The organism is Haloarcula pelagica, from assembly GCF_030127105.1.
Classification (GTDB): domain Archaea; phylum Halobacteriota; class Halobacteria; order Halobacteriales; family Haloarculaceae; genus Haloarcula; species Haloarcula pelagica.
Map to the genome: position 1 here is coordinate 430930 of NZ_CP126162.1, position 18187 is coordinate 449116.

At 67.1% G+C, this 18187-nt stretch carries 19 protein-coding genes and 1 pseudogene; 8 read left to right on the forward strand and 12 right to left on the reverse strand.

The features are described 5' to 3' along the window. Window positions 1-8 precede the first annotated feature (8 nt). The gene (locus P1L40_RS20825; RefSeq protein ID WP_284011303.1) at window positions 9-992 is read right to left on the reverse strand and encodes a ring-cleaving dioxygenase; all 984 of its coding nucleotides are present in this window, start codon (window positions 990-992) and stop codon (window positions 9-11) included. A 222-nt stretch (window positions 993-1214) separates the two neighbouring features. Here P1L40_RS20825 and P1L40_RS20830 point away from each other — a divergent pair, with 222 nt between their 5' ends. Then, window positions 1215-1565 carry a hypothetical protein gene (locus P1L40_RS20830; RefSeq protein ID WP_284011304.1) on the forward strand — a complete coding sequence of 117 codons (351 nt, stop codon included), beginning with the start codon at window positions 1215-1217 and terminating at the stop codon, window positions 1563-1565. Between the two features lie 136 nt (window positions 1566-1701). Here P1L40_RS20830 and P1L40_RS20835 read toward each other — a convergent pair whose 3' ends face one another. Both P1L40_RS20835 and P1L40_RS20840 read right to left on the reverse strand, forming a co-directional pair. Beyond that, window positions 1702-1881: a hypothetical protein gene (locus P1L40_RS20835; protein WP_284011305.1), complete on the reverse strand. Its 180-nt coding sequence runs from the start codon at window positions 1879-1881 to the stop codon at window positions 1702-1704. A gap of 498 nt (window positions 1882-2379) precedes the next feature. Continuing rightward, the gene (locus tag P1L40_RS20840; RefSeq protein WP_284011306.1) at window positions 2380-3156 is read right to left on the reverse strand and encodes a cupredoxin domain-containing protein; all 777 of its coding nucleotides are present in this window, start codon (window positions 3154-3156) and stop codon (window positions 2380-2382) included. Window positions 3157-3503: 347 nt separating this feature from the next. Between P1L40_RS20840 and P1L40_RS20845 the strand changes: the two genes are divergently transcribed. From P1L40_RS20845 to P1L40_RS23615, 3 genes and pseudogenes are all read left to right on the forward strand, one after another. Beyond that, complete coding sequence (locus P1L40_RS20845) at window positions 3504-3980, forward strand: thiol-disulfide oxidoreductase DCC family protein (RefSeq protein ID WP_284011556.1); 477 nt, start codon at window positions 3504-3506, stop codon at window positions 3978-3980. A gap of 45 nt (window positions 3981-4025) precedes the next feature. After that, window positions 4026-4384: pseudogene (locus P1L40_RS20850) on the forward strand (hypothetical protein); the annotation flags it as partial. Window positions 4385-4597: 213 nt separating this feature from the next. After that, window positions 4598-5095 (forward strand): sensor histidine kinase, encoded by a 498-nt coding sequence (locus P1L40_RS23615; protein ID WP_379776727.1) that lies wholly within the window; start codon window positions 4598-4600, stop codon window positions 5093-5095. Between the two features lie 6 nt (window positions 5096-5101). Here P1L40_RS23615 and P1L40_RS20860 read toward each other — a convergent pair whose 3' ends face one another. Next, window positions 5102-5869 (reverse strand): SDR family NAD(P)-dependent oxidoreductase, encoded by a 768-nt coding sequence (locus P1L40_RS20860; protein WP_284011309.1) that lies wholly within the window; start codon window positions 5867-5869, stop codon window positions 5102-5104. 196 nt (window positions 5870-6065) lie between these two features. Between P1L40_RS20860 and P1L40_RS20865 the strand changes: the two genes are divergently transcribed. Next, the gene (locus tag P1L40_RS20865) at window positions 6066-6515 is read left to right on the forward strand and encodes a hypothetical protein (RefSeq protein WP_284011310.1); all 450 of its coding nucleotides are present in this window, start codon (window positions 6066-6068) and stop codon (window positions 6513-6515) included. A gap of 10 nt (window positions 6516-6525) precedes the next feature. Here the strand turns inward: P1L40_RS20865 and P1L40_RS20870 are convergent, their stop codons facing one another. The 4 genes from P1L40_RS20870 to P1L40_RS20885 all read right to left on the reverse strand — a co-directional run bounded on the left by P1L40_RS20870 (window position 6526) and on the right by P1L40_RS20885 (window position 12226). After that, window positions 6526-8025 carry an ATP-binding protein gene (locus P1L40_RS20870; RefSeq protein ID WP_284011311.1) on the reverse strand — a complete coding sequence of 500 codons (1500 nt, stop codon included), beginning with the start codon at window positions 8023-8025 and terminating at the stop codon, window positions 6526-6528. Continuing rightward, the gene (locus tag P1L40_RS20875; RefSeq protein ID WP_284011312.1) at window positions 8018-9682 is read right to left on the reverse strand and encodes a PAS domain-containing protein; all 1665 of its coding nucleotides are present in this window, start codon (window positions 9680-9682) and stop codon (window positions 8018-8020) included. The genes P1L40_RS20870 and P1L40_RS20875 overlap by 8 nt, the downstream gene beginning before the upstream one ends. A gap of 196 nt (window positions 9683-9878) precedes the next feature. Next, window positions 9879-11336: an ATPase domain-containing protein gene (locus tag P1L40_RS20880; RefSeq protein ID WP_284011313.1), complete on the reverse strand. Its 1458-nt coding sequence runs from the start codon at window positions 11334-11336 to the stop codon at window positions 9879-9881. Window positions 11337-11392: 56 nt separating this feature from the next. Continuing rightward, window positions 11393-12226 (reverse strand): aldo/keto reductase, encoded by an 834-nt coding sequence (locus tag P1L40_RS20885; protein ID WP_284011314.1) that lies wholly within the window; start codon window positions 12224-12226, stop codon window positions 11393-11395. A 126-nt stretch (window positions 12227-12352) separates the two neighbouring features. Between P1L40_RS20885 and P1L40_RS20890 the strand changes: the two genes are divergently transcribed. Further along, window positions 12353-12559 carry a hypothetical protein gene (locus tag P1L40_RS20890; protein ID WP_284011315.1) on the forward strand — a complete coding sequence of 69 codons (207 nt, stop codon included), beginning with the start codon at window positions 12353-12355 and terminating at the stop codon, window positions 12557-12559. Window positions 12560-12597: 38 nt separating this feature from the next. On the opposite strand, the gene P1L40_RS20895 is transcribed toward P1L40_RS20890, so the two are convergent. The 3 genes from P1L40_RS20895 to P1L40_RS20905 form a co-directional block, all read right to left on the reverse strand. Then, window positions 12598-13359: an ATP-binding response regulator gene (locus P1L40_RS20895; RefSeq protein ID WP_284011316.1), complete on the reverse strand. Its 762-nt coding sequence runs from the start codon at window positions 13357-13359 to the stop codon at window positions 12598-12600. An 82-nt stretch (window positions 13360-13441) separates the two neighbouring features. Next, a complete protein-coding gene (locus P1L40_RS20900; protein WP_284011317.1) occupies window positions 13442-13738 on the reverse strand; it encodes an alpha/beta fold hydrolase in 297 nt (98 codons plus the stop codon). Continuing rightward, a complete protein-coding gene (locus tag P1L40_RS20905) occupies window positions 13663-14334 on the reverse strand; it encodes an alpha/beta fold hydrolase (protein ID WP_284011318.1) in 672 nt (223 codons plus the stop codon). Before P1L40_RS20905 ends, P1L40_RS20900 begins: the two co-directional genes overlap by 76 nt. A gap of 83 nt (window positions 14335-14417) precedes the next feature. Here P1L40_RS20905 and P1L40_RS20910 point away from each other — a divergent pair, with 83 nt between their 5' ends. After that, window positions 14418-15059 carry a helix-turn-helix domain-containing protein gene (locus P1L40_RS20910; RefSeq protein WP_284011319.1) on the forward strand — a complete coding sequence of 214 codons (642 nt, stop codon included), beginning with the start codon at window positions 14418-14420 and terminating at the stop codon, window positions 15057-15059. Between the two features lie 19 nt (window positions 15060-15078). On the opposite strand, the gene P1L40_RS20915 is transcribed toward P1L40_RS20910, so the two are convergent. Further along, window positions 15079-15720 carry a type IV pilin domain-containing protein gene (locus P1L40_RS20915; protein ID WP_284011320.1) on the reverse strand — a complete coding sequence of 214 codons (642 nt, stop codon included), beginning with the start codon at window positions 15718-15720 and terminating at the stop codon, window positions 15079-15081. A 162-nt stretch (window positions 15721-15882) separates the two neighbouring features. Here P1L40_RS20915 and P1L40_RS20920 point away from each other — a divergent pair, with 162 nt between their 5' ends. Then, entirely contained in the window at window positions 15883-18168 is a 2286-nt protein-coding gene (locus tag P1L40_RS20920; protein ID WP_284011321.1) for a nitric-oxide reductase large subunit, read from the forward strand. Window positions 18169-18187: the final 19 nt, after the last annotated feature.

The following is an 18187-nucleotide window of genomic DNA, read 5'->3' on the forward strand; positions in this document are numbered from 1 at the left end:
CGACCAGTTCACTCCGCCGCGTCGGGCTGTTCGGCGCGCGGGACGGTGACGGGCGGTAAGCCCGCTTCGATCTCGTCCCGTCGGTCCCCGAAACTGCCGGGGAGGACGAACCGTTCGCCCAGTTCCGAGAGCGGTTCGTCGCTCGTGTAGCCGGGGCCGCTCGTCGCGAGTTCGAAGAGGACGCCGCCGAACTCCCGGAAGTACACCGACCGGAACCAGTGGCGATCGATCTGCTGTGTCGGCCGCAGGCCCAGCGATCGGACCGCCGCCCGCATCTCCATCTGGTGGTCGTCGGTCGGCGTCTGGAACGCGACGTGGTGGACCGTCCCGTGGCCCTGCCGCCCGCTCTCGATGGTCGGGAGCACGTCGACGTACGTGCCGACCGGCCCTTCGGCGGCGAAGCGGGTCCGCTCGTCGCCCGGTGTGTCGCCCTGTGACGCCTCCGTCCCGACCCGCTCGAACCCCATCGTGTCGAGCAGGTCCTCGGTCGGGTCCGGGTCCGCGAGCCAGAGCGTCACGGAGTGAAAGCCCCGGATCGCGTGTTCCTCGGGAACGAACTCGGTCCACGGTACCGTGGGGTCGTCCTCGGGAATCTCGACCGCCACCAGTTCGACGGGCAGGCCGTCCGGGTCCGAAAACGGCAGGACGGTCTCGCCGAAGCGCTCGATCCGGTCGTCGTAGTCGACCCCGTAGTCGTCGAACCGATCCTCCCAGTAGTCCAGGCTCCCCTCGGGAACGCGGAACGCGGTCCGTGAGACCTGTCCGGAGCCGACTTTCCCCTGCGAGAGGTCTTCCCAGGGGAAAAACGTCATGCTCGTCCCGGGCGTCCCCTCGGCGTCCGCGAAGAAGAAGTGGTAGGTTCCGTCGTCGTCCTGGTTGATCGACCGCTTGACCAGGCGGAGACCGAGGGTCTCTGCCCAGAAGTCCATGTTCCGCTGTGGGTCGGCGGCGATACAGGTCACGTGGTGAATCCCTGGTGTCGGGTCGGGCATGACGCGATAGTACGGCGTCGAACTACTTGAGTTCCTGCTGGCACGAGTGTTACCGGCTCGGTTGATACCTCGTGCGGGCGATACCTTTTCGTGTCAGTGTGTGAGATAATGTGGCATGGTAGCACCCGAACACAGTGGGAAACCGGTGCAGCACGTACCGATCACCGGACGGGGGCGTCCGGGGCAGCCGACAGCCGTCCGCCGATCTCGGGGGCGTCGACGGTGAGTCTCAAACTGGTGAAACTCCCCTTCCGCGTCGTGGGCTTTCTGTTCTCGCTCGTCTTCGTCGGCGGGATGGTGGAGTTTTTCGGCATGGTGTTGTACCTCCAGTGGCGCGACCAGGCCGCGTTGCAGGCACTGACGGCCGGCGGTGTCACGCCCCCGGAAGCCATCTCGTTCGTTCTCGCTAGCCCCGACAGAGTCGTGGTCGCGGCGCTTCTGGCTGTCCTCTCGGTCGTCTTCGTGGTGACGGGTGATTCTGGAGGAAGTGGACACGTCGGTGGCGGCTACGACGACGGTGGTGGGGTCGGCGGGTTCGACGGTGGCGGCGGTGGCGGCGACGGGGGCGAGTAGCGTTCGGTGAGACAGACGCCGCTCCTCGTCCCGGGGCGCACTGCCCGCTCTGCAGTCCGACGGAGAACCGGATCACTGGCGGTCCGCGTGGGTACTGCGTCGGGAGGCTGTCCCCCCCTGCCTGCCGCCCAGCGGATCAATCCGTCGTCTCGGACTGGACGAACTGCTCTCCCAACCAGTCGGCTTCGGTGTGGGACAGCTCCAGCAGTTTGCTGCTCAATTCGCTTTTCAGGTGCGCGGTCTGGAGGTGTCGGTAGACGGTCTGTTCGTCGCTCCTGAACGTACAGAGTGGACACCGGCGACGTGTATCGCTCATCGGTCTCGGTTTCGCTGGACGGCGGTCGGTAATAGATATACAGCCGTTACTCGGTGCCACGGGTAGCCGGCCAGTCCCGCGCGGACGGTTCGGCCGGGAGTACCGGACAGTAACCACGCGCCATCACCTGGGTCGATTCCGTAAGTCGCAGTTGCCACGGAGTACGCCCCGCCTGTCGCGGACGCGTGGTGTCACACACTTTTGCCCTGACGGTCCACGGTGGGGACACGCTTCGCCCGACCCGTCCGGGGCGGGACACCCGCTCCTGTCGCCGCAGCCCGCGTCGGTCCGATACCGCCGTCTCTGATGCCCGCAGTTACCGGAGGGTGGTTACCGCTGCTGGCTCCCGCTCCCTCGATAGTCTCCGCCGACAAGATAATAGCTATACAGTATAATTCGACTAACGGGGTCGTGGTTCCAGAGCACTCCGCTAGCTGGCACACGAGAGCGGCCGGAGAACGGACGCCGGGCTTCGCCCCCGGCGTCCCGAGCGCAGGATCAGAGGTCGTCCTCGACCGCTTCGACACTCACCGTCCCCTGCGCGTCGATGTTCTCGACGGAGAGTGCGCCGGTCTCGAACACGTCCTGTGCCGTGGGGAACGGGAACGTGGTGATTCCCAGTCCCGCGAGAGCCGGCCCCGAGACGGGTGGTCTGGGTCCCTGTGGGCCTGCCGGTCCGAAATCCCCGTCGTACTCGGAGCTGTCCGGGTCGCCGACGACGATCCGCATGACCATCCCGAAGAACTCGTGTGGCGCACAGAACAGGTCGTACGTCCCTGGACTGTCGAACTGATAGAGCCAGCTGCCGCCGGCGCCGATCACCGGTGAGGAGAGCGGCGGAACGTCGTCGGGGACTCGCTGCTGGCGCCCCTGGTTCTCGTGATACGCCGTGACCGTGTGTTCCGGTGTCTGAAAGTCGAACTGGACGATATCTCCTTCCTCGATACGGAGCCCGGTCGGCGAGAAGTGAAACGGGATCGTCGTCGGATCGCCGTCTTCCAACGCCTCGGGGTGGATGTGGAGTCCGACGGTGGCATCCGGTTGGAGACTCCCCGGGAGCTTCTCCAGCGACGGCTCGGAATAACCGTAGTACGGGTCGATCTGTGGCGGATGGCCGCCGTCGTGCCGGGCCGTCGCAGCACCGGTCCCAGCGGCCGCCATCGCGCCGAAGCCGAGTGCCCGCAACACGGTCCGGCGGTCGAATCCGCGGGCCAGTAGCCGCTTCAGTAATTCCCGGTCTCCGAGGTCTGTACTGGGTGAATTGGTATCTGTCATGACGTTGAACACCGCACTGGCCGTCTCGGCCGGGCCAATTCCGTGTTCTCGACGGCGACTGAATAGTATACACAGGCATCGCAACGATAGGCTCGACGTACCGAACCGGCCGGTAGAAACGGGTCGATTACTCCCCGGAAAGCCCGGAATACCGTCGGCAAGGTGATGCCCCCGAGAAACGGGGGGCCAGTCGACGACCCGCTGGCGAAAACGACGACTCGGTGTGAACAGCATGACACTACCGTCGTCGTCTCGAGGGGACAGCCGCCGCCCGCAGGTAGCCGTCGGGTGTCGTCGCTCGGGTGGAGACCGCCGGAGTAAAGAGTTCGAACGACCAACTAGACGGTATCTCCCGGACAACCGACCAACCGACGCTCGGGCCGGGCTACGAGGACCACGGCCCGGTCCTGCTGTTCGACGGGGTCTGTAACCTCTGTCACGGGCTGGTCCAGACCATCGTCCCGCGGGACCCCGAAGGGCGGCTCAAGTTCGCGTCGCTGCAGTCCGACTACGGACAGCGGGTGCGAGCGGCACACGGTCTCCCGACGGAGTCCCTGGGGTCGGTGGTGCTGGTCGATGGTCCCGACGTGTACACCAAGTCACGCGCCGTCATCAGAGTCGCCGAACTGCTCGGGTGGCCGTACCGACTCGCTGCCGTCGGTCGGCTCGTCCCCGCCTCGATCAGCGACACCGTCTACGACTTCGTCGCGGCCCATCGCTACCAGTGGTTCGGCCGAAAAGACCAGTGTATGATCCCTGACACCGACATCAGTGATCGCTTCGTCGACGACGGGATCACTGCCGAGTCGTCGGGTGGGACGTGAGGCGGTACCGGAACACCTAAGCAGGATTGACTTATGGCCTGAAACATGTCTTCCAGCGGCGTCCGATCGCACTCCCCGACCCTCATTACTGGGGTCGGAACGCTGCTGTTCGTCGCCGCGATCGTCCACCACATCACGGAACTGCTCGTCGTCGATTCGGTTCTCGCTCCGATCGCCGCGCTGATGCTGGACGTTCCCGCGGCCGTCGGGTTGATGTACGCCGGCCACTGGCTGTCGACGACCGATCTCGACCACCAGGAGCGCTGGACGGTGTGTGTCTGGTGTTTCGCCAGCCTCGTGCTGTTCGTGGCCGTCATCGCGGCGACGTTCGGCATCAGGCTCGCCGAGGACGGCCCGTCTCCGAACCCGGCTTCTCGCTGCTGATCGCGGCCGAGGCCGGCGGCGTCGCCGGCTTCGTCGGCGGGTACTACAACGCCCGTGCCCGGGCGAGCGCTCGGCGCGCCACCACCGCCAGAAACGCGCTGGGCTTCGTCAACGAACTCATCCGACACGATCTCCGGAACGATCTGAACGTGATCCACGGGCACGCCGACCTGCTGGCCCAGCGGGAAACCGGGCCGGACCCGGGCGACCCGACGGTCGTCCGTGAGAAATCGATGGAGGCGCTGACACGCATCGAGACGAGCCGTGCGATCGCCGACACGCTCCTCAGCGACCCCGACCTCGACGCCGTCGATGTCGTCCCGATCGTCCACGAGATCACCGAGCAGTTCGACGAGGCCTTCCGGGCGACGGTCACGTCCGACCTCCCGGAGCGCGCGGTCGTCACCGCCAACGCCGGCGTCCGGTCGGTGATCGACAACCTCGTCGAGAACGCGATCGAACACAACGACACGGCCGAGCCACGCGTCGACGTGACGGTCGTGAGCGGCCCGAACACCGTCAGGATCGCGGTCGCCGACAACGGATCAGGTATCCCACCGGACCGGCGAGCGGACCTGTTACACCCCGAGACGACCGACGAGGGCGGTGGCCTCTCGCTCGTCTCGACGCTCGTCGACAACTTCGGTGGGGAGATCAGCCTCGGGGAGTCGGCGTGGGGCGGGGCCGCCGTCGAAGTGACGCTCCCGGCCGCCGACTCGGACCCCGAATGAGGCCGGCTACCGCCAGCTCGTCCAGCCGCCGTCGACGACCAGCGACTCGCCGGTGACGTAGCTGGCGAGATCGCTCGCCAGGAACACGGCCGCCCGCCCGATGTCCTCGGGCTGTCCGTACCGGCCCAGCGGTACCTGCTGGGTGAACGCCTCGGCCTGGTCCGGATCGCCGCCGCTGTCGCCGCCGATCATCGTCTCGATCCCGCCGGGATGGATCGCGTTGACCCGGATGCCCTCGCTCCCGAACCGGTGGGCGAGCGAGTAGGTCAGCATCGTCAGACCGCCCTTCGAGGCCGAATAGGTCGGCCAGTTCCCGTTGCCGAACAGCCCCGCGATGCTGGAGATGTTGATGATGGAGCCACCGTCGCCGTCGAGCATCCGTTCGGCGGCCAGTTGGGCGCCGACGTACGCCCCTTTGAGGTTGATATCCATCGTCCGTTCGTAGTCGTCGTCGCTCACGTCGAGGAACTCCTCGGGCTGCCAGATCCCGGCGTTGTTGACCATCACCGAGACGCCGCCGAACTCGTCGGCCGCGTCCATCGCCGCGGCCAGGTCGGCCCGATCCGTCACGTCACAGTCGACGAAGGTGGCGTCGGCGTCGGTCTCCGCTCGGATCAACTCGTGGGTCGGGGTCCCGTCTTCTTTTGGCCCCTCCCGGATGTCGGCGACCACGACGGCGTCGGCCCCGTAGTCGGCGAATTCGCGTGCGATTCCACGTCCGATACCGGAGCTACCGCCGGTTACGACCGCGACGCGGCCGTCCAGTAGTGTCATTTGGGAACACCACGTTCGTGTAGAATCAGCTAGGTATTGAATAGTTGGGTGAGTGTCTCGTCCAGCCCGCCCCGTGCCGAGTCGTTCGCACGGCGGCGCTGGCCCCACGGTCGTCCGTACCGTCGTCTCTGCCGTGGATGGAACGGCCGTTTGACTCACCAGAGCATCTAAGTTTCTCCTGTCGCGACACGTCTACATGTCCACTCCCCTCCGGCGGGTCCTTCTCGGGACTCCACAGCCAGTCACGCCCAGGCTGTTGTGGCCGCTGGTCGGTCTCACCGCGCTCGCTGTCTCGGCTGTCGGCTACGCCTCCGGCCTCGTGACCGTCTCGGGCGGCGTCGTCTGGCTCCCGGCGTTCGCCGCGTGGATCGGCGCGCTCGGGGCCGCCGTCGTCGGCTACTGTCGGGGCGGCGCCCTCGCCGGCTGGGCCGTCACCGCCGCGGCGCTCGTCGGTCATCACGTCTCCCGTGCTGTCTCCGTGGACTCACTGGGCGAGCGCGTGGCTTTCCTCTTCCGTCCCGACGCACTCGGGTGGTACGCTGCGATGGCACTGCTCGTCGGGGTCGGTCCGTTCGTCCTCGGAAGCGCCCTGCGGTGGGGTGCAGACGCCCTTCGCGGGGCGCCTGGACACACCGCCCGCGAGTAGCGCCGGCGACTCACTGCTCGTCGGCTGTGATGTCCGTCGCCAGCGGGAGTTCGACGACGAACTCCGCACCCTCGTCGCCGTCGACGACCCGGACCTCGCCGCCGTACTTCTCGACCAGGTTGTCGACCAGATACAGCCCCAGGCCAGTGCCGGAACTCTCCAGCCCCTTCTCGCCGCGACCGAAGATTTCCTGCTTGCGCTCGTCGGGGACGCCAGGGCCGTTGTCGGCGATCCGCACCTCGGCGACCTCTTCGCCCGTCGACGCGGAGACGGTCACTCTGGGGACCTCGGAGTCGTTGTGCTGGATCCCGTTGGCGATGATGTTCCGGAAGACAGAGGAGAGGAGTTCGTCCGCGACCACCGCGGTATCCGGGAGCGTCTCCTCGACGGTGACGACCGCTCTGTCGTAGGCCGACCCGACCTCGTCGACCTGCGCTTCCAGCACGGGCCGCAGTGAGACCGTCGTCAGTTCCTCGTGGCCCGACAGCATCGTCTCTGTCAGGTCCCGTGCCTGCCGGGTGAGGTCGACGACGTGCTGGCCGCTCTCTGCGAGTCGGTCCAGATACTGCATCCCCTCGTCGTCGACGTACCCGTGCAACACGTCGGCCATGCCGAGGATGACCTGCATGTCGTTTCGGATGTCGTGGCGGGTGACCTGGTTCAGGATCTCCAGGTTCCGGGTCTGTTCGCGGAGTTCGGCCTCGCGGCGCTGCTGGACCGTCACGTCCTGGATCGCGCCGACGATCCCGCTGTTGCCGTCCCGGCTGTAGCCGTGTCGTTCCACGACAACGTCGCGCTGTTCGCCGCCGAGTTCGACGGTCAGTTCCAGTCGTTCGCTGCCCCCGCCGTCGAGCAGTTCTGCCTCCGCCGCGTCACAGACCTCGGCGAGTTCCGGCTGGAACTCCGCGGTCCGACTGCCGATGATCGCGTCCCGGTCCCGGTCGACGAAGGACGCGAACGCGTCGTTACAGGCGACGTACCGACCCGTCTCGTCTTTGAGAAACGCGGGGATCGGAACACAGTCGAGGACCGCAGACAGCCGCGCGTCCGCGTGTCGGCGGGCACTCAGTGCGTCCCGGAAGCGGTCGGCAAACGACGGCGGTTGAGTCTCGGTCGCGCCGGCCGTGTGCTCGATCGCCGACGCGACACGCGGCGGTCCGCCCTGTGGCGGCGCGCGTTCCACGTAGTCGGTGGCACCGGCTTCGAGGCCGTCGACGACGGTCTCGGGTGCCGTCTCGGTAGCAGCGATCAGCAATACCGCCCCGATACCGTCGAGCGCATCGACGCCGACCGACGGTTCGAGGTCGAGCGTCGCGAGGTCCAGCGCGACGACATCCACGGCGGCGCCGACGGCGTCGACCGTCTCGACCCGCCCGAGTTCGGTTTCTCCGAGGTGAGAACGGGTCCGGTCGACGTAGTGCTCGTCACGACTCAGAACGACCGCCTGACGCGCGTCCATGGTCCGTTCGGAATCCAGCACTGCAGCACCGTCAATGTGTCTGTCAGCCATCCGTTTCGACACTGCGCCGGAGGTACAACGTCACGACCCCACCGTCGTCGGTGTTCTCGACAGAGAGCCCGCCGCCGGCGTTCTCGACGGCCCACTTGACGAGCCAGAGCCGGATGCCCTGCGTGTGTTCCAGGGGGGACTCGCTGCCGGCGTCCAGTGCCGAGCGCTCGATCTCCGAGAACGCCATCCCAGGGAACCGCACGGCCAGTTCGACGGAGGGGCTCGGCGGCTCGTCGGTGACCTGCAACGAGACCTGCCCGGCCGGGGCACCCCACTTCCCGACGGCGTGTTCGACGAGTTGTTCGAGACACAGTTCCAGTTGTGCGGGACAGATCGCGCTCGCGGCGGGCGCGCCCGCCACGGTGAACTCGACGCCAGGGTACACCGCCCGGAGGTCCCCGACTGCCGACCGAACGAGGGTCGGCACGTCGAGTGGGACACTCGACTGGTCCGGATCACTGCCCAGATGGAACTGTCTCACCGCGTCGGCGGTGTCGAGCAGTTCGTCGGAGGCGGTCTGGATCGCTTCCGCGGCCTCGCTGATCGACGCCGGGTCCATCTCCTCGGCGTTGGCCGCGACGTGTTCGGCACGGCCGGAGACCACGGTCAGCTTGTTCCGGAAGTTGTGCCGGAGCACTCGATCCAGCACCGTCAGGCGTCCCTGCTGTGCGCGGATCGCGGAGATGTCGCGAGCGATCGCGATCACCCGGTCGCCCGCCGAGTCCGAGACCGACTCGTGTTCGAACTTCACCTGGAAGGTCCGGGACTGTCCGGTCGGGAGCGTGAGCGTGAGTTCCCGTTCCTGTGTCCGCCCCGTCTCGACGACGACCCGGCAGGCACGCCGGACGACCGACGCCTGCTCCGACGGGAGGATATCGGTCAACGCGGTCGTCGGCGTCGCACGAAAGTCCACCTCGAACACGTCTGTCGCCGCGGCGTTCGCGTGGACCACGGTCGTGTCGGCACGGAGCACGACGACCGGGTCGCTGACCGACTCGAAGACGTGTTCGTACTGTTCGAGCAGGCGTTTCCGCTCGATCTGCTCGGTCACGTCCTGCTGGAACCCCAGGAAGTGCGTCACCGTCCCTGCGTCGTCGTAGACGGGCACGATATCCAGTTGGTTCCAGAACGCCTCGCCGTCGCGCCGGTAGTTGCGGATGACGACCGACACCGATTCCCTGGCGTCGATTGCCGTCCGGATCTCGGCCACCGTCGATTCGTCGGTCCCCTCCCCCTGGAGGAACCGACAGTTCCGACCCAGGGCGTCGGGCAGCGAGTAGCCGGTTATGTCGACGAACCCCTGGTTGACGTATATCAGGTGTTCGTCCTCGGCCTGTGCGTCGGCGATGCTGATACCGATGTCGGCGTTGTCCATCGCCCGGCCGTACAGTTCGAGGCGCTTCCAGCGCTGTGACGCGATGAGCGAGTACTGACGGATCGCGACGAGGCCGTCGACGCGGGCCCGGATGGCGCGTTTCGACGACGGAATCGTCAGGATCCCGTCCAGCGCCCGCCCCAGCGAGTCACCGTATCGGGACCAGGGATCGGGGACGCTCTCGGGGACCAACAGCAAGACCGGCGCCATCGTCGGCCGCTGCTCGCGTTTCCACTCGCGGAGGCGGTCGCGACACTCCGGGAACGCCTCGGCGCTGACCACGCAGATGTCGGTCGCGTCCGGAACGGCACCCTCAGATGTCGGACCTCGTACGCCGACAGCGTCGTGGTCAAAAGGTCCCGGTCTCGTCCCGCCGGAGCGGCGAGGGTGACCGTTGTCGCCGCCGTCTCCGGAAGGGGGACTGCGCCGCCCGCGCTATCACCGCTCGTGATCCAGTTTGGCGAGCGGTCACCGGACATCAGTCTCCCTCGTCGACTCGTTCGGGCACGCCGGTCAGCACGCCGCGATACCCCTCCAGCGGCGGTCCAACGTCGATGCCGTCGGGGCCGAGATCGAACGCCCTGATCGTCTGCTCGAACGCCCCGTAGCGCTTTTTCAGGACCCCGACGACCTTCCGGACCTCGCCGTCCAGTTCCACGTACCGGAGAAACACGATGTTGTCCGCGAGGTAACTGATCGCCTCGTCCGATGCCATCAGGTCGCCCGTGACGGTTCCGATCTCGTCGAGCAGGAACGTCGTCACGCCCATCCGCTTGAGATACCGACAGAGTGCGTGGAGTTCCCTGGTGAGTTGGTCCTGTGAATCGCCGCCGCGGAGCCCCAGTCGGTAGCCGGAGATGCCGTCGATCACTACCATCCTCGCGCCGTCCTCCTCGACGGCTGTCCTGACCGTGTCGGCGAACTCGTCCGGGCTCCGGGTCAGCGACTCGACCTCTGTCAGCAGCAACTCGCCCGACTCGACCAGTTCATCGATCCCGATGCCCAGTTGCTCGGTCCGATAGCGAAAGTCCGACGCGAGTTCCTCGAACAGGAACCCGTGTGGTGTCTCTCCCCGCTGGGCGGCCGCCCGCAGGAACACCGTCGCCAGCGTCGTCTTCCCGACCCCAGACGGGCCGGAGATCAACGTCACCGAACCGCGCTGTACCCCGCCACCGAGCAGGCTGTCGAGCGCGTCGATCCCCGACCCGATCTGCTCGCGGGGGACCTCCCGCTGGTGATCGCCGGGGACCAGTTTCGGGTACACCCGACCGCCCGTCTCCGACCGGATCCGGTACGTGTGCCTGCCCCCGGCGTAGCCCGAGCCACGGAACTTCGTCACTTCCAGGCTCCGGTGGTCCGTGGTCCGGCGAATCTCGATCGCCGCGTCGCCGAGAAACTGCACGTCCCGCTCTTCGGCCTCGCTGGTCACCTGTGCGGTACAGACCGTGGTGATCGACCGCTCTTTGAGCGCGTTGGCGAGCGAGGAGATGTGCCGGCGGAACTGATAGTCGTCGGGCAACAGCGCGCGCAGTTCGGTCAGCGGGTCGATCACCAGTCGGTCGGGCGACTCCTGGTCGATCGCGTCCGCGATCTGCCCGATGAGTTCGTCGCCCTCCGCCTGGCCGGGCGACAGGACGGAGTAACTCTGATCGCTGAAAAACCGCGATCCCTGCTCGCTGAGATCCAGGATGACGACGCCCGAGAGATCGATCCCGAGCGCGGCGGCGTTCCTGCGGAGGTCGTCCGCCCGCTCTTCGAATCCGACGTACAGGCCCGTCTCGCCGGCGGCCAGAAACTGCAACGCGAGAATCGTCTTGCCGGTCCCCGGGCCACCGTTGACGATCGCTGTCTGTCCGCGGAGGAAGCCACCCTGCAACACGGTATCGAGGCCGGATGTCCCCGACGGGACTCGCTCGACATCGACGGAATCTGCCATACGTACACAAGGAGGGGTGACCAGTGATAAAACCTCTCGCCGTCCGGCGACCGCCACTACAGCGGGAACGACCGAACGATGCCCGTGAGGCGGTTCCGGAGGCGACGGCCCAGGCTGCCGGTCAGTTCGTGGATTCGATCCATCTCCGCGGGGGACAGTTCGAAGTCGAAGACGGCGAGGTTCGTTTCGAGGTGGTCGCGGCCCCGGGCTTTCGGAATCGCGACGACCTGTTCCTGCTGGACGAGCCACCTGAGTGCGACCTGCGCCGGGTGCTTGTCGTACCGGTCGCCGATCGACGCGAGCACCTCGTCGTCGAGCACGTCGCCCTGTGCCAGCGGGCTGTACGCCGTCAGCGCCAACCCGTTTTCCGTACAATACTGCTGGAGTTCGCGCTGGTCCTTGTAGGGGTGGTACTCCACCTGATCGGTGACGATCGGTACGTCGACGGCGGTGCGTGCGTCGGCGAGCTGTCTGCGGGTGAAGTTGCTGACACCGAGGTGCCTGACCAGGCCGTCGGCACGGAGGTCGGCCATCGCACCGAGCGTCTCCTCGACCGGGACTCGTGGGTGGGGCCAGTGGATCAGCAACAGGTCGACGGTGTCGAACCCCAGGCGGTCCAGACCCGCCCGGGCCGCGCGCCGGACATCGTCGGCGCGGAGGTTCGACCGCCACACCTTGGTCGTCACGAACACGTCGTCCCTGTCGACCGGCGACGCCGCGATGGCGTCCCCGACGGCTGCCTCGTTCTCGTAGTACTCGGCCGTGTCGACGTGGCGATACCCCAGGTCCAGTGCCGTCCGAACGGCCTCACGGCATTCCCGCTCGTCCATCTGAAACGTTCCCAACCCGAGCGCCGGAACCGTGGCGTCGCCGGCGGAGACGTGTTCCATACGCCTGCTACGGCGGGCAGCGAAGAGTATGTGACGCCCTCTCCCGAGAGTGGCTCACAGGGTCGCTCAGTCACGGTTTGAGCGACAGCCGCCTTTAGGTGTGTGGTGTGAGTAGGCCGAACTACGATGACAACCGTCCTCCACGCCCTCCGTGCCGTCGGCCTCGCTGCGGTCGATCTCGCCGTCGGTGCCCTCCTCTTTGGCGTCACGACCTCCCCGATCGGTCTCCTGGTGATCGCCGTCGGCCTGCTCGTCTTGCTCCACGTCACGTACACCGGCGCTGTCCACGCCCGCACGGCCCTCACCGAACGCAGGCGGCCGGAAGGGGTCTGACCGGTCGGCGGTGCAACCCCGCGGTGTGTCCCACTCGGTCAGGGTAACCGATCCTCGTCGAGCGGCCGCAGGATACCGACCGATCCCCTGAACTCCTCGCCCTCGTACGGGAGGACGGCCATGTGGTCGCGGAACTCGATCTCCTCGCCGTCGGCAGTCACCAGCGTCGCCGGGAACCGCGACGTGTCCGGTCCCGCCGAGGAGAGCAGGTCACCGAGCTCGTCTTCGGCCCGCTCAACGACCTCCGGCGGCTTGATGTAGTCGGTCGGTTCCCCGACGATGTCCTCGCGGTCGCGATCCAGCGTCTCCGCGAGCTCGTCGTTGACCCACCTGAACCGTCCCGTCTCGTCGACGACGTAGATCGGATACCCGAGCGCTTTCAGCACGGTGTCGTAACGGTCGGCGCGGCGGGTGGCACGGTAGCGCTGGACGCCCTCCCGAATGCGGTTTTGTAGTCGGTCCCACTGTTCGGTGCCGCCCTTCTGGAGGTAGCCGGTCAGGCCGGCGTTGAGCGCCGTGCTCGCGACCTCCTCGCCGCCGCGACCGGTGAACAGAATATAGGGGAAGTCCGGATGAGGGAACTGCTCTGTGAGTTCCTCGTACAGCTCTAGTCCGTCCAGCCGGGGCATATCGTAGTCACTGACGACACAGTCGAACTCCGTGGGGTCGAACACCGCCAGGATATCCTCGGGGTCGGTCCGCGTCGTCACCTGGAGGTCGTCCGCACGCCCGAGCATCAGCTCGGCGAGCTCGGTCATGGAGCTGTCGTCGTCGACGTGGAGTACTTGAATACCTGACACTGCGATCTGTCTTGGTATCGTCCATCGATGTATAAAAATGCAAGCTCCGACGGGGGTCGTCCGACCGTCTTTGCGCCCCCGGTTATCGGCACCACGCGGCGAGCACGCGCTCCCGCGACCGAGTCAGCGTCGTGAGGTGGTCGGTGTCCGTGACGTGGAGTTCGGCGTCGGGCAGTCGGTCGGCCAGTTCCCTGGCCCCGGCCAGCGGGACGTTCGTGTCCCGGCTTCCGTGCCAGAGCCTGACCGGCGTATCGACGGCCGCCACGTCGAACCCCCACGGGTCGGCCAGCAGTCGCGCTTCGGTCACGACGCCGCTTCGGGTCCGCTCGACGGCCGTGAGGAACTCCTCGCGGACGATCCGTGCGTCGGCGTCGTCCATCGCCGCCCGCCCGTCCGCGGTCGTGTACTGCGAGACGACGAACGACGGGGGAGCCGGCGGGCCAGCGCACCGGTCGCGGCGAACAGCCCGCCCAGGAGCCAGCCGGCGTGGGTCCCGAGGCTCCCGAAGAGGCGCTGCACCGGCGGTGTCCGGTCCTCGAACTGCGGCGGCACTGCGCCCGAGACGACTGCGACGCCCTCGATCCGATCGGGGCGCGTCGCTGCAAGCGCGAGCGCGTGCGGGCCGCCGCCGGAGAAGCCCAGGACGGATGTCGAATCGATCCCGGCTTCGTCGAGCACCGGAACGGCGAACGCCGCGGTGTCCCGGAGGCGGCGACCGGGCCACGCGCTCGACCGACCGTATCCGGGCCGGTCGATGGCGACGACCCGAACCGAGTGGCTCCGCCCCAGTTCGTCGAACAGCGCGCCGACCCGCCGCGATCCCGGCGTCCCGTGGAACACGAGCAGCGGCGTGCCTCCCGGGTCGCCGTACTCGGCGTAGGTCACGTGCCGGTCGTCGCCGACGGGAACGCTGGATCTACGTGTCCCCTCGCCACCCTCGCCGTCGGGGTCCGGCGCCACAGTGGTCGCGTTCATCGACCGAATAGTCGGTATCCGGACGGGAAGGGTCGATGCCGGATTGGTCCGGTTTTTTAACTATTCTCGGTGTACGCACGGGTGTGCAACGCGTCGAGTTCGCCGTCACCTACCCCGAGGACCGAGCCCACCCGATCCACGGAGCGGTCCAGACGACAGCGGGCGTCTCGCGCGCCGAGTTGCTGATCTGGGGGCCGACCGGCCGGGTCACGTCGCTGCTCTGGTTCGACTGTCCGGTCGACACCGCCCGCAGGCTACTCGGAGCGGTCGAGGCCAGGACGACGGAGTTGATCGGCGAGGACGGCGGCACCTACGCCTTCCTCGAACAGGAGACGTACGAACTTGACGCCGCGGTGCTGGGCGTCGTGGCCGACGCACACGTCGTCTTCCTCCCACCGGTCGTCTTCGAGGAGTCGGGCAACGCGACGGTCGAAGCCGTCGGGAGCAGGGAGGCCTTGGGGGCGTGCTACGAGGCGCTGCGCGAGCGCGTCCCCACGACCATCAAGCGGGTCCGCCCCTTCCGGCGGGGTGGGGAGAGCGGAGCGCTGACCGACCGCCAGCGGGCGGCCGTCGAAGCGGCGTCCGCGGTCGGCTACTACGACGTGCCCCGGACGGGCAGCGTCGCCGACGTGGCGGCCGAACTCGACTGTGCCCACAGCACCGCGGGCGAACTCCTCCGGAAAGCGGAGGCGGCGCTGGTCGACGCGGCCGTCGACGCCGGCTAGACAACGCGACACACCCCACTCAGCCCGCACAGCCGGTGCTCGGCCCGACGACCCCCTCGTCGATGATCGCCGTCTCTTCGTCGCCGCGCCAGATGACTCTGATCCGGTCACACGGCTGGAGCACGTCGACGGACTGTCCGGCGTTGCGCTCCTGGACGACGAGCCGCTGGCCGGCGGTGACGTTCTCCTCCCACTCGTTGACGACACCGGGGTCAGAGCCGTCGCTGTCACCCGGTGGTCCGTCCCGGGTCCCGGCAGGCGAGAGAGCCGGTGGCTTGTTGAGGTCGTTGAACTGATCGCCGTCTATCTCGACGACGAGCCCCTTCACGTCCGTCGACGGCGAGGCGTTGTTGCTCTCGCTGTCGTCGGTCTCGTTGAACACCGTCGTGCCACCGACGACCACCTCCAGTTGCGTTCGGCGCAAGCGGTCCCCGCCGTCGTGTGTGACGACGACCGAGTCGTTCTTCGCGACGCCGTCGCCGAAGTACCGGGACTCGAACTCGATGTCGGCCGTCGGGGCGACCGACGAGACGCTGTCGCCAAAGGAGAACGCGAACACCGTCAGTGTCGATCCGACGATAACGACCACTGCGACCATCAGTACGACGCCGAGCAACGACGAGACGCTTCGCTCCCCCGACAGCACGGAAATATCACCCATAGAGCACGTGGCTGTACTGTTGGGACGATACCATATAACAGTTCTTGAGACGACATTTCCGGGCGTCACGGTGCACACGGGGACGAACATGTTCGCACCCCCATCCGGCCACTGGGAACCCGCTTTCCCCTTTTGATGGTCGGGCCGTCAAGCCCCGACTGTATGGAAGTACAACGCAAGACGATCGCGAAGTTCATCGCTGCGGCCTTCGTGATCAACCTCGTCGTCATGGGTGCGGGCGCCTGGTTCGCCTACCAGGAGGCCCCGCCGATCCCCGACGAGATCACCGGACCGGAGGGACAGACCGTCGTCACGGACGAACAGATCAGGGACGGGAAGAAGGCTTTCCAGCGGGACGGCCTGATGAACCACGGGTCGATCCTGGGCAACGGCGCCTACTACGGCCCCGACTACACGGCCGATACGCTCGATCTGAAGACCGAGCACATGCGCCAATACTACGCGCGGGAGCGGTACGACGCCGACTACGGCGCGCTCGGGAGCGGCGAGCGTGCGGCGATCGACGAGGTCGTTAAGCAGGACTTGGACGACCAGTACGACGGCGGTGACATCCAGTACACCGCCGCGGAGCTGTACGCACACGAGCAGGTCCGCGAGGAGTACGTCGAGCGGTACCACGAGGGGAGCCACGAGCGGGGCGTCCCCGTGGAGATGATCGACTCCGAGGCCGACGCCCGGAAGTTCGCCGACTTCGCGCTCTGGACGGCCTGGTTCTCCCACACCGACCGGCCCGACGGTGACCACTCCTACACGAACGAGTGGCCCTACGCGCCGGGCGCCGGCAACGACGCCACCGCCGCCGCGATGACTTGGAGCGTCATCGCGATGATCCTGCTCGTCGGCGCGGCCGGCTTCGGCATCTGGCTCTACCGGTCGATCGAACTCCCGGAGCCCTCGGCCGACGGCCTTTCCGTGCCCGAACCCGCGGACGTGGAGATATTCCCGAGCCAGCGAGCAGCGTTGCGGTTCATCCCCGTCGCGGCCGGCCTGTTCCTCTCGCAGGTGTTGCTCGGCGGCCTGCTCGCGCACTTCTACATCGAGCGGGCCGGCTTCTTCGGGATCGAGGAGCTCTTCGGCGTTCACATCCTCCAACTGCTCCCCTTCGCCATCGCGAAGACCTGGCACATCGACCTGGGGATCCTCTGGATCGCCGCGACGTGGCTGGGGGCAGGCCTCTTCCTCCCACCGCTGCTGACCGGCCACGAGCCCAAGCGGCAGTCGACGTACATCGACGGCCTACTGGGCGCCATCGTCGTCGTGACCGTCGGCGGCCTGGCCGGCATCTGGCTCGGTTCGAAAGGGTACCTCGACGGCCAACTGTGGTGGCTCGTCGGCAACGAAGGGCTCGAATATCTCGAAGTCGGGAAGCTCTGGCAGGTCGGCCTGCTGGCCGGCTTCGGTACCTGGGCGCTGCTGTCGATCCGCGGGCTCAAGCCGCTGCTCGACGAGGAGCCCGTCTTCGGCCTCGGGCACATGATCCTCTACGCCGGCGGCTCCATCGCCCTGCTGTTTACCGCCGGCTTCCTCTTCACGCCGGACACCAACATCGCCGTCACGGAGTTCTGGCGCTGGTGGGTCGTCCACATGTGGGTCGAGGGCGCCTTCGAGTTCTTCATCGTCGCCATCGTCGGACTGACGCTGGTGTCGATGAACCTCCTCTCGCGGCGCAGCGCCGAGAAGGCGGTCATGCTCCAGGCCCTGCTCGTGATGAGTACCGGCGTCATCGGCGTCTCGCACCACTACTGGTGGGTCGGGATGCCCGACATGTGGATCCCCATCGGGAGCGCCTTCTCCACGCTGGAACTGATCCCGCTCGTGTTCATCCTCTACGAGGCGCTGGGTCAGTACCGGGCGATGTCCGAGAGCGGCGGGTTCCCCTACAAGCTCCCGTTCATGTTCATCATCGCCAGCGGCGTCTGGAACTTCGTCGGCGCCGGCGTGCTGGGCTTTTTCATCAATCTCCCGCTGATCAACTACTACGAGCACGGCACTTACCTCACGGTCGGGCACGCCCACGCCGCGATGTTCGGCGCCTTCGGCTTCCTCGCGCTGGGGATGGTCAGCTACATGCTCCAGTTGTCGATCCAGCCCAGTCGGTGGGACGGCTCCTGGCTCCGGGCCGCGTTCTGGTGCTGGAACGTCGGCCTGGCGCTGATGGTGTTCGTCTCGGTGCTGCCGGTCGGGTTCCTCCAACTGGAGGTGGTGTTCACCCAGAGCTACGACGCCGCGCGGAGCCTCGCGTTCTACAACCAACCGATCATCCAGACGCTGTTCTGGGCGCGGCTCCCAGGTGACACGCTGATCATCCTGGGGACGGTCATCTACGCCGCCGACCTCGTCCGCAAGCGGTTCGTCCTCAGGCAGTCGGCCGACGACCCGAGCGTCGACGATGTCGCCGTCGCGGACGGCGTCCTCAACGACGACTGAGCCCGGCAGCGATCTCCCC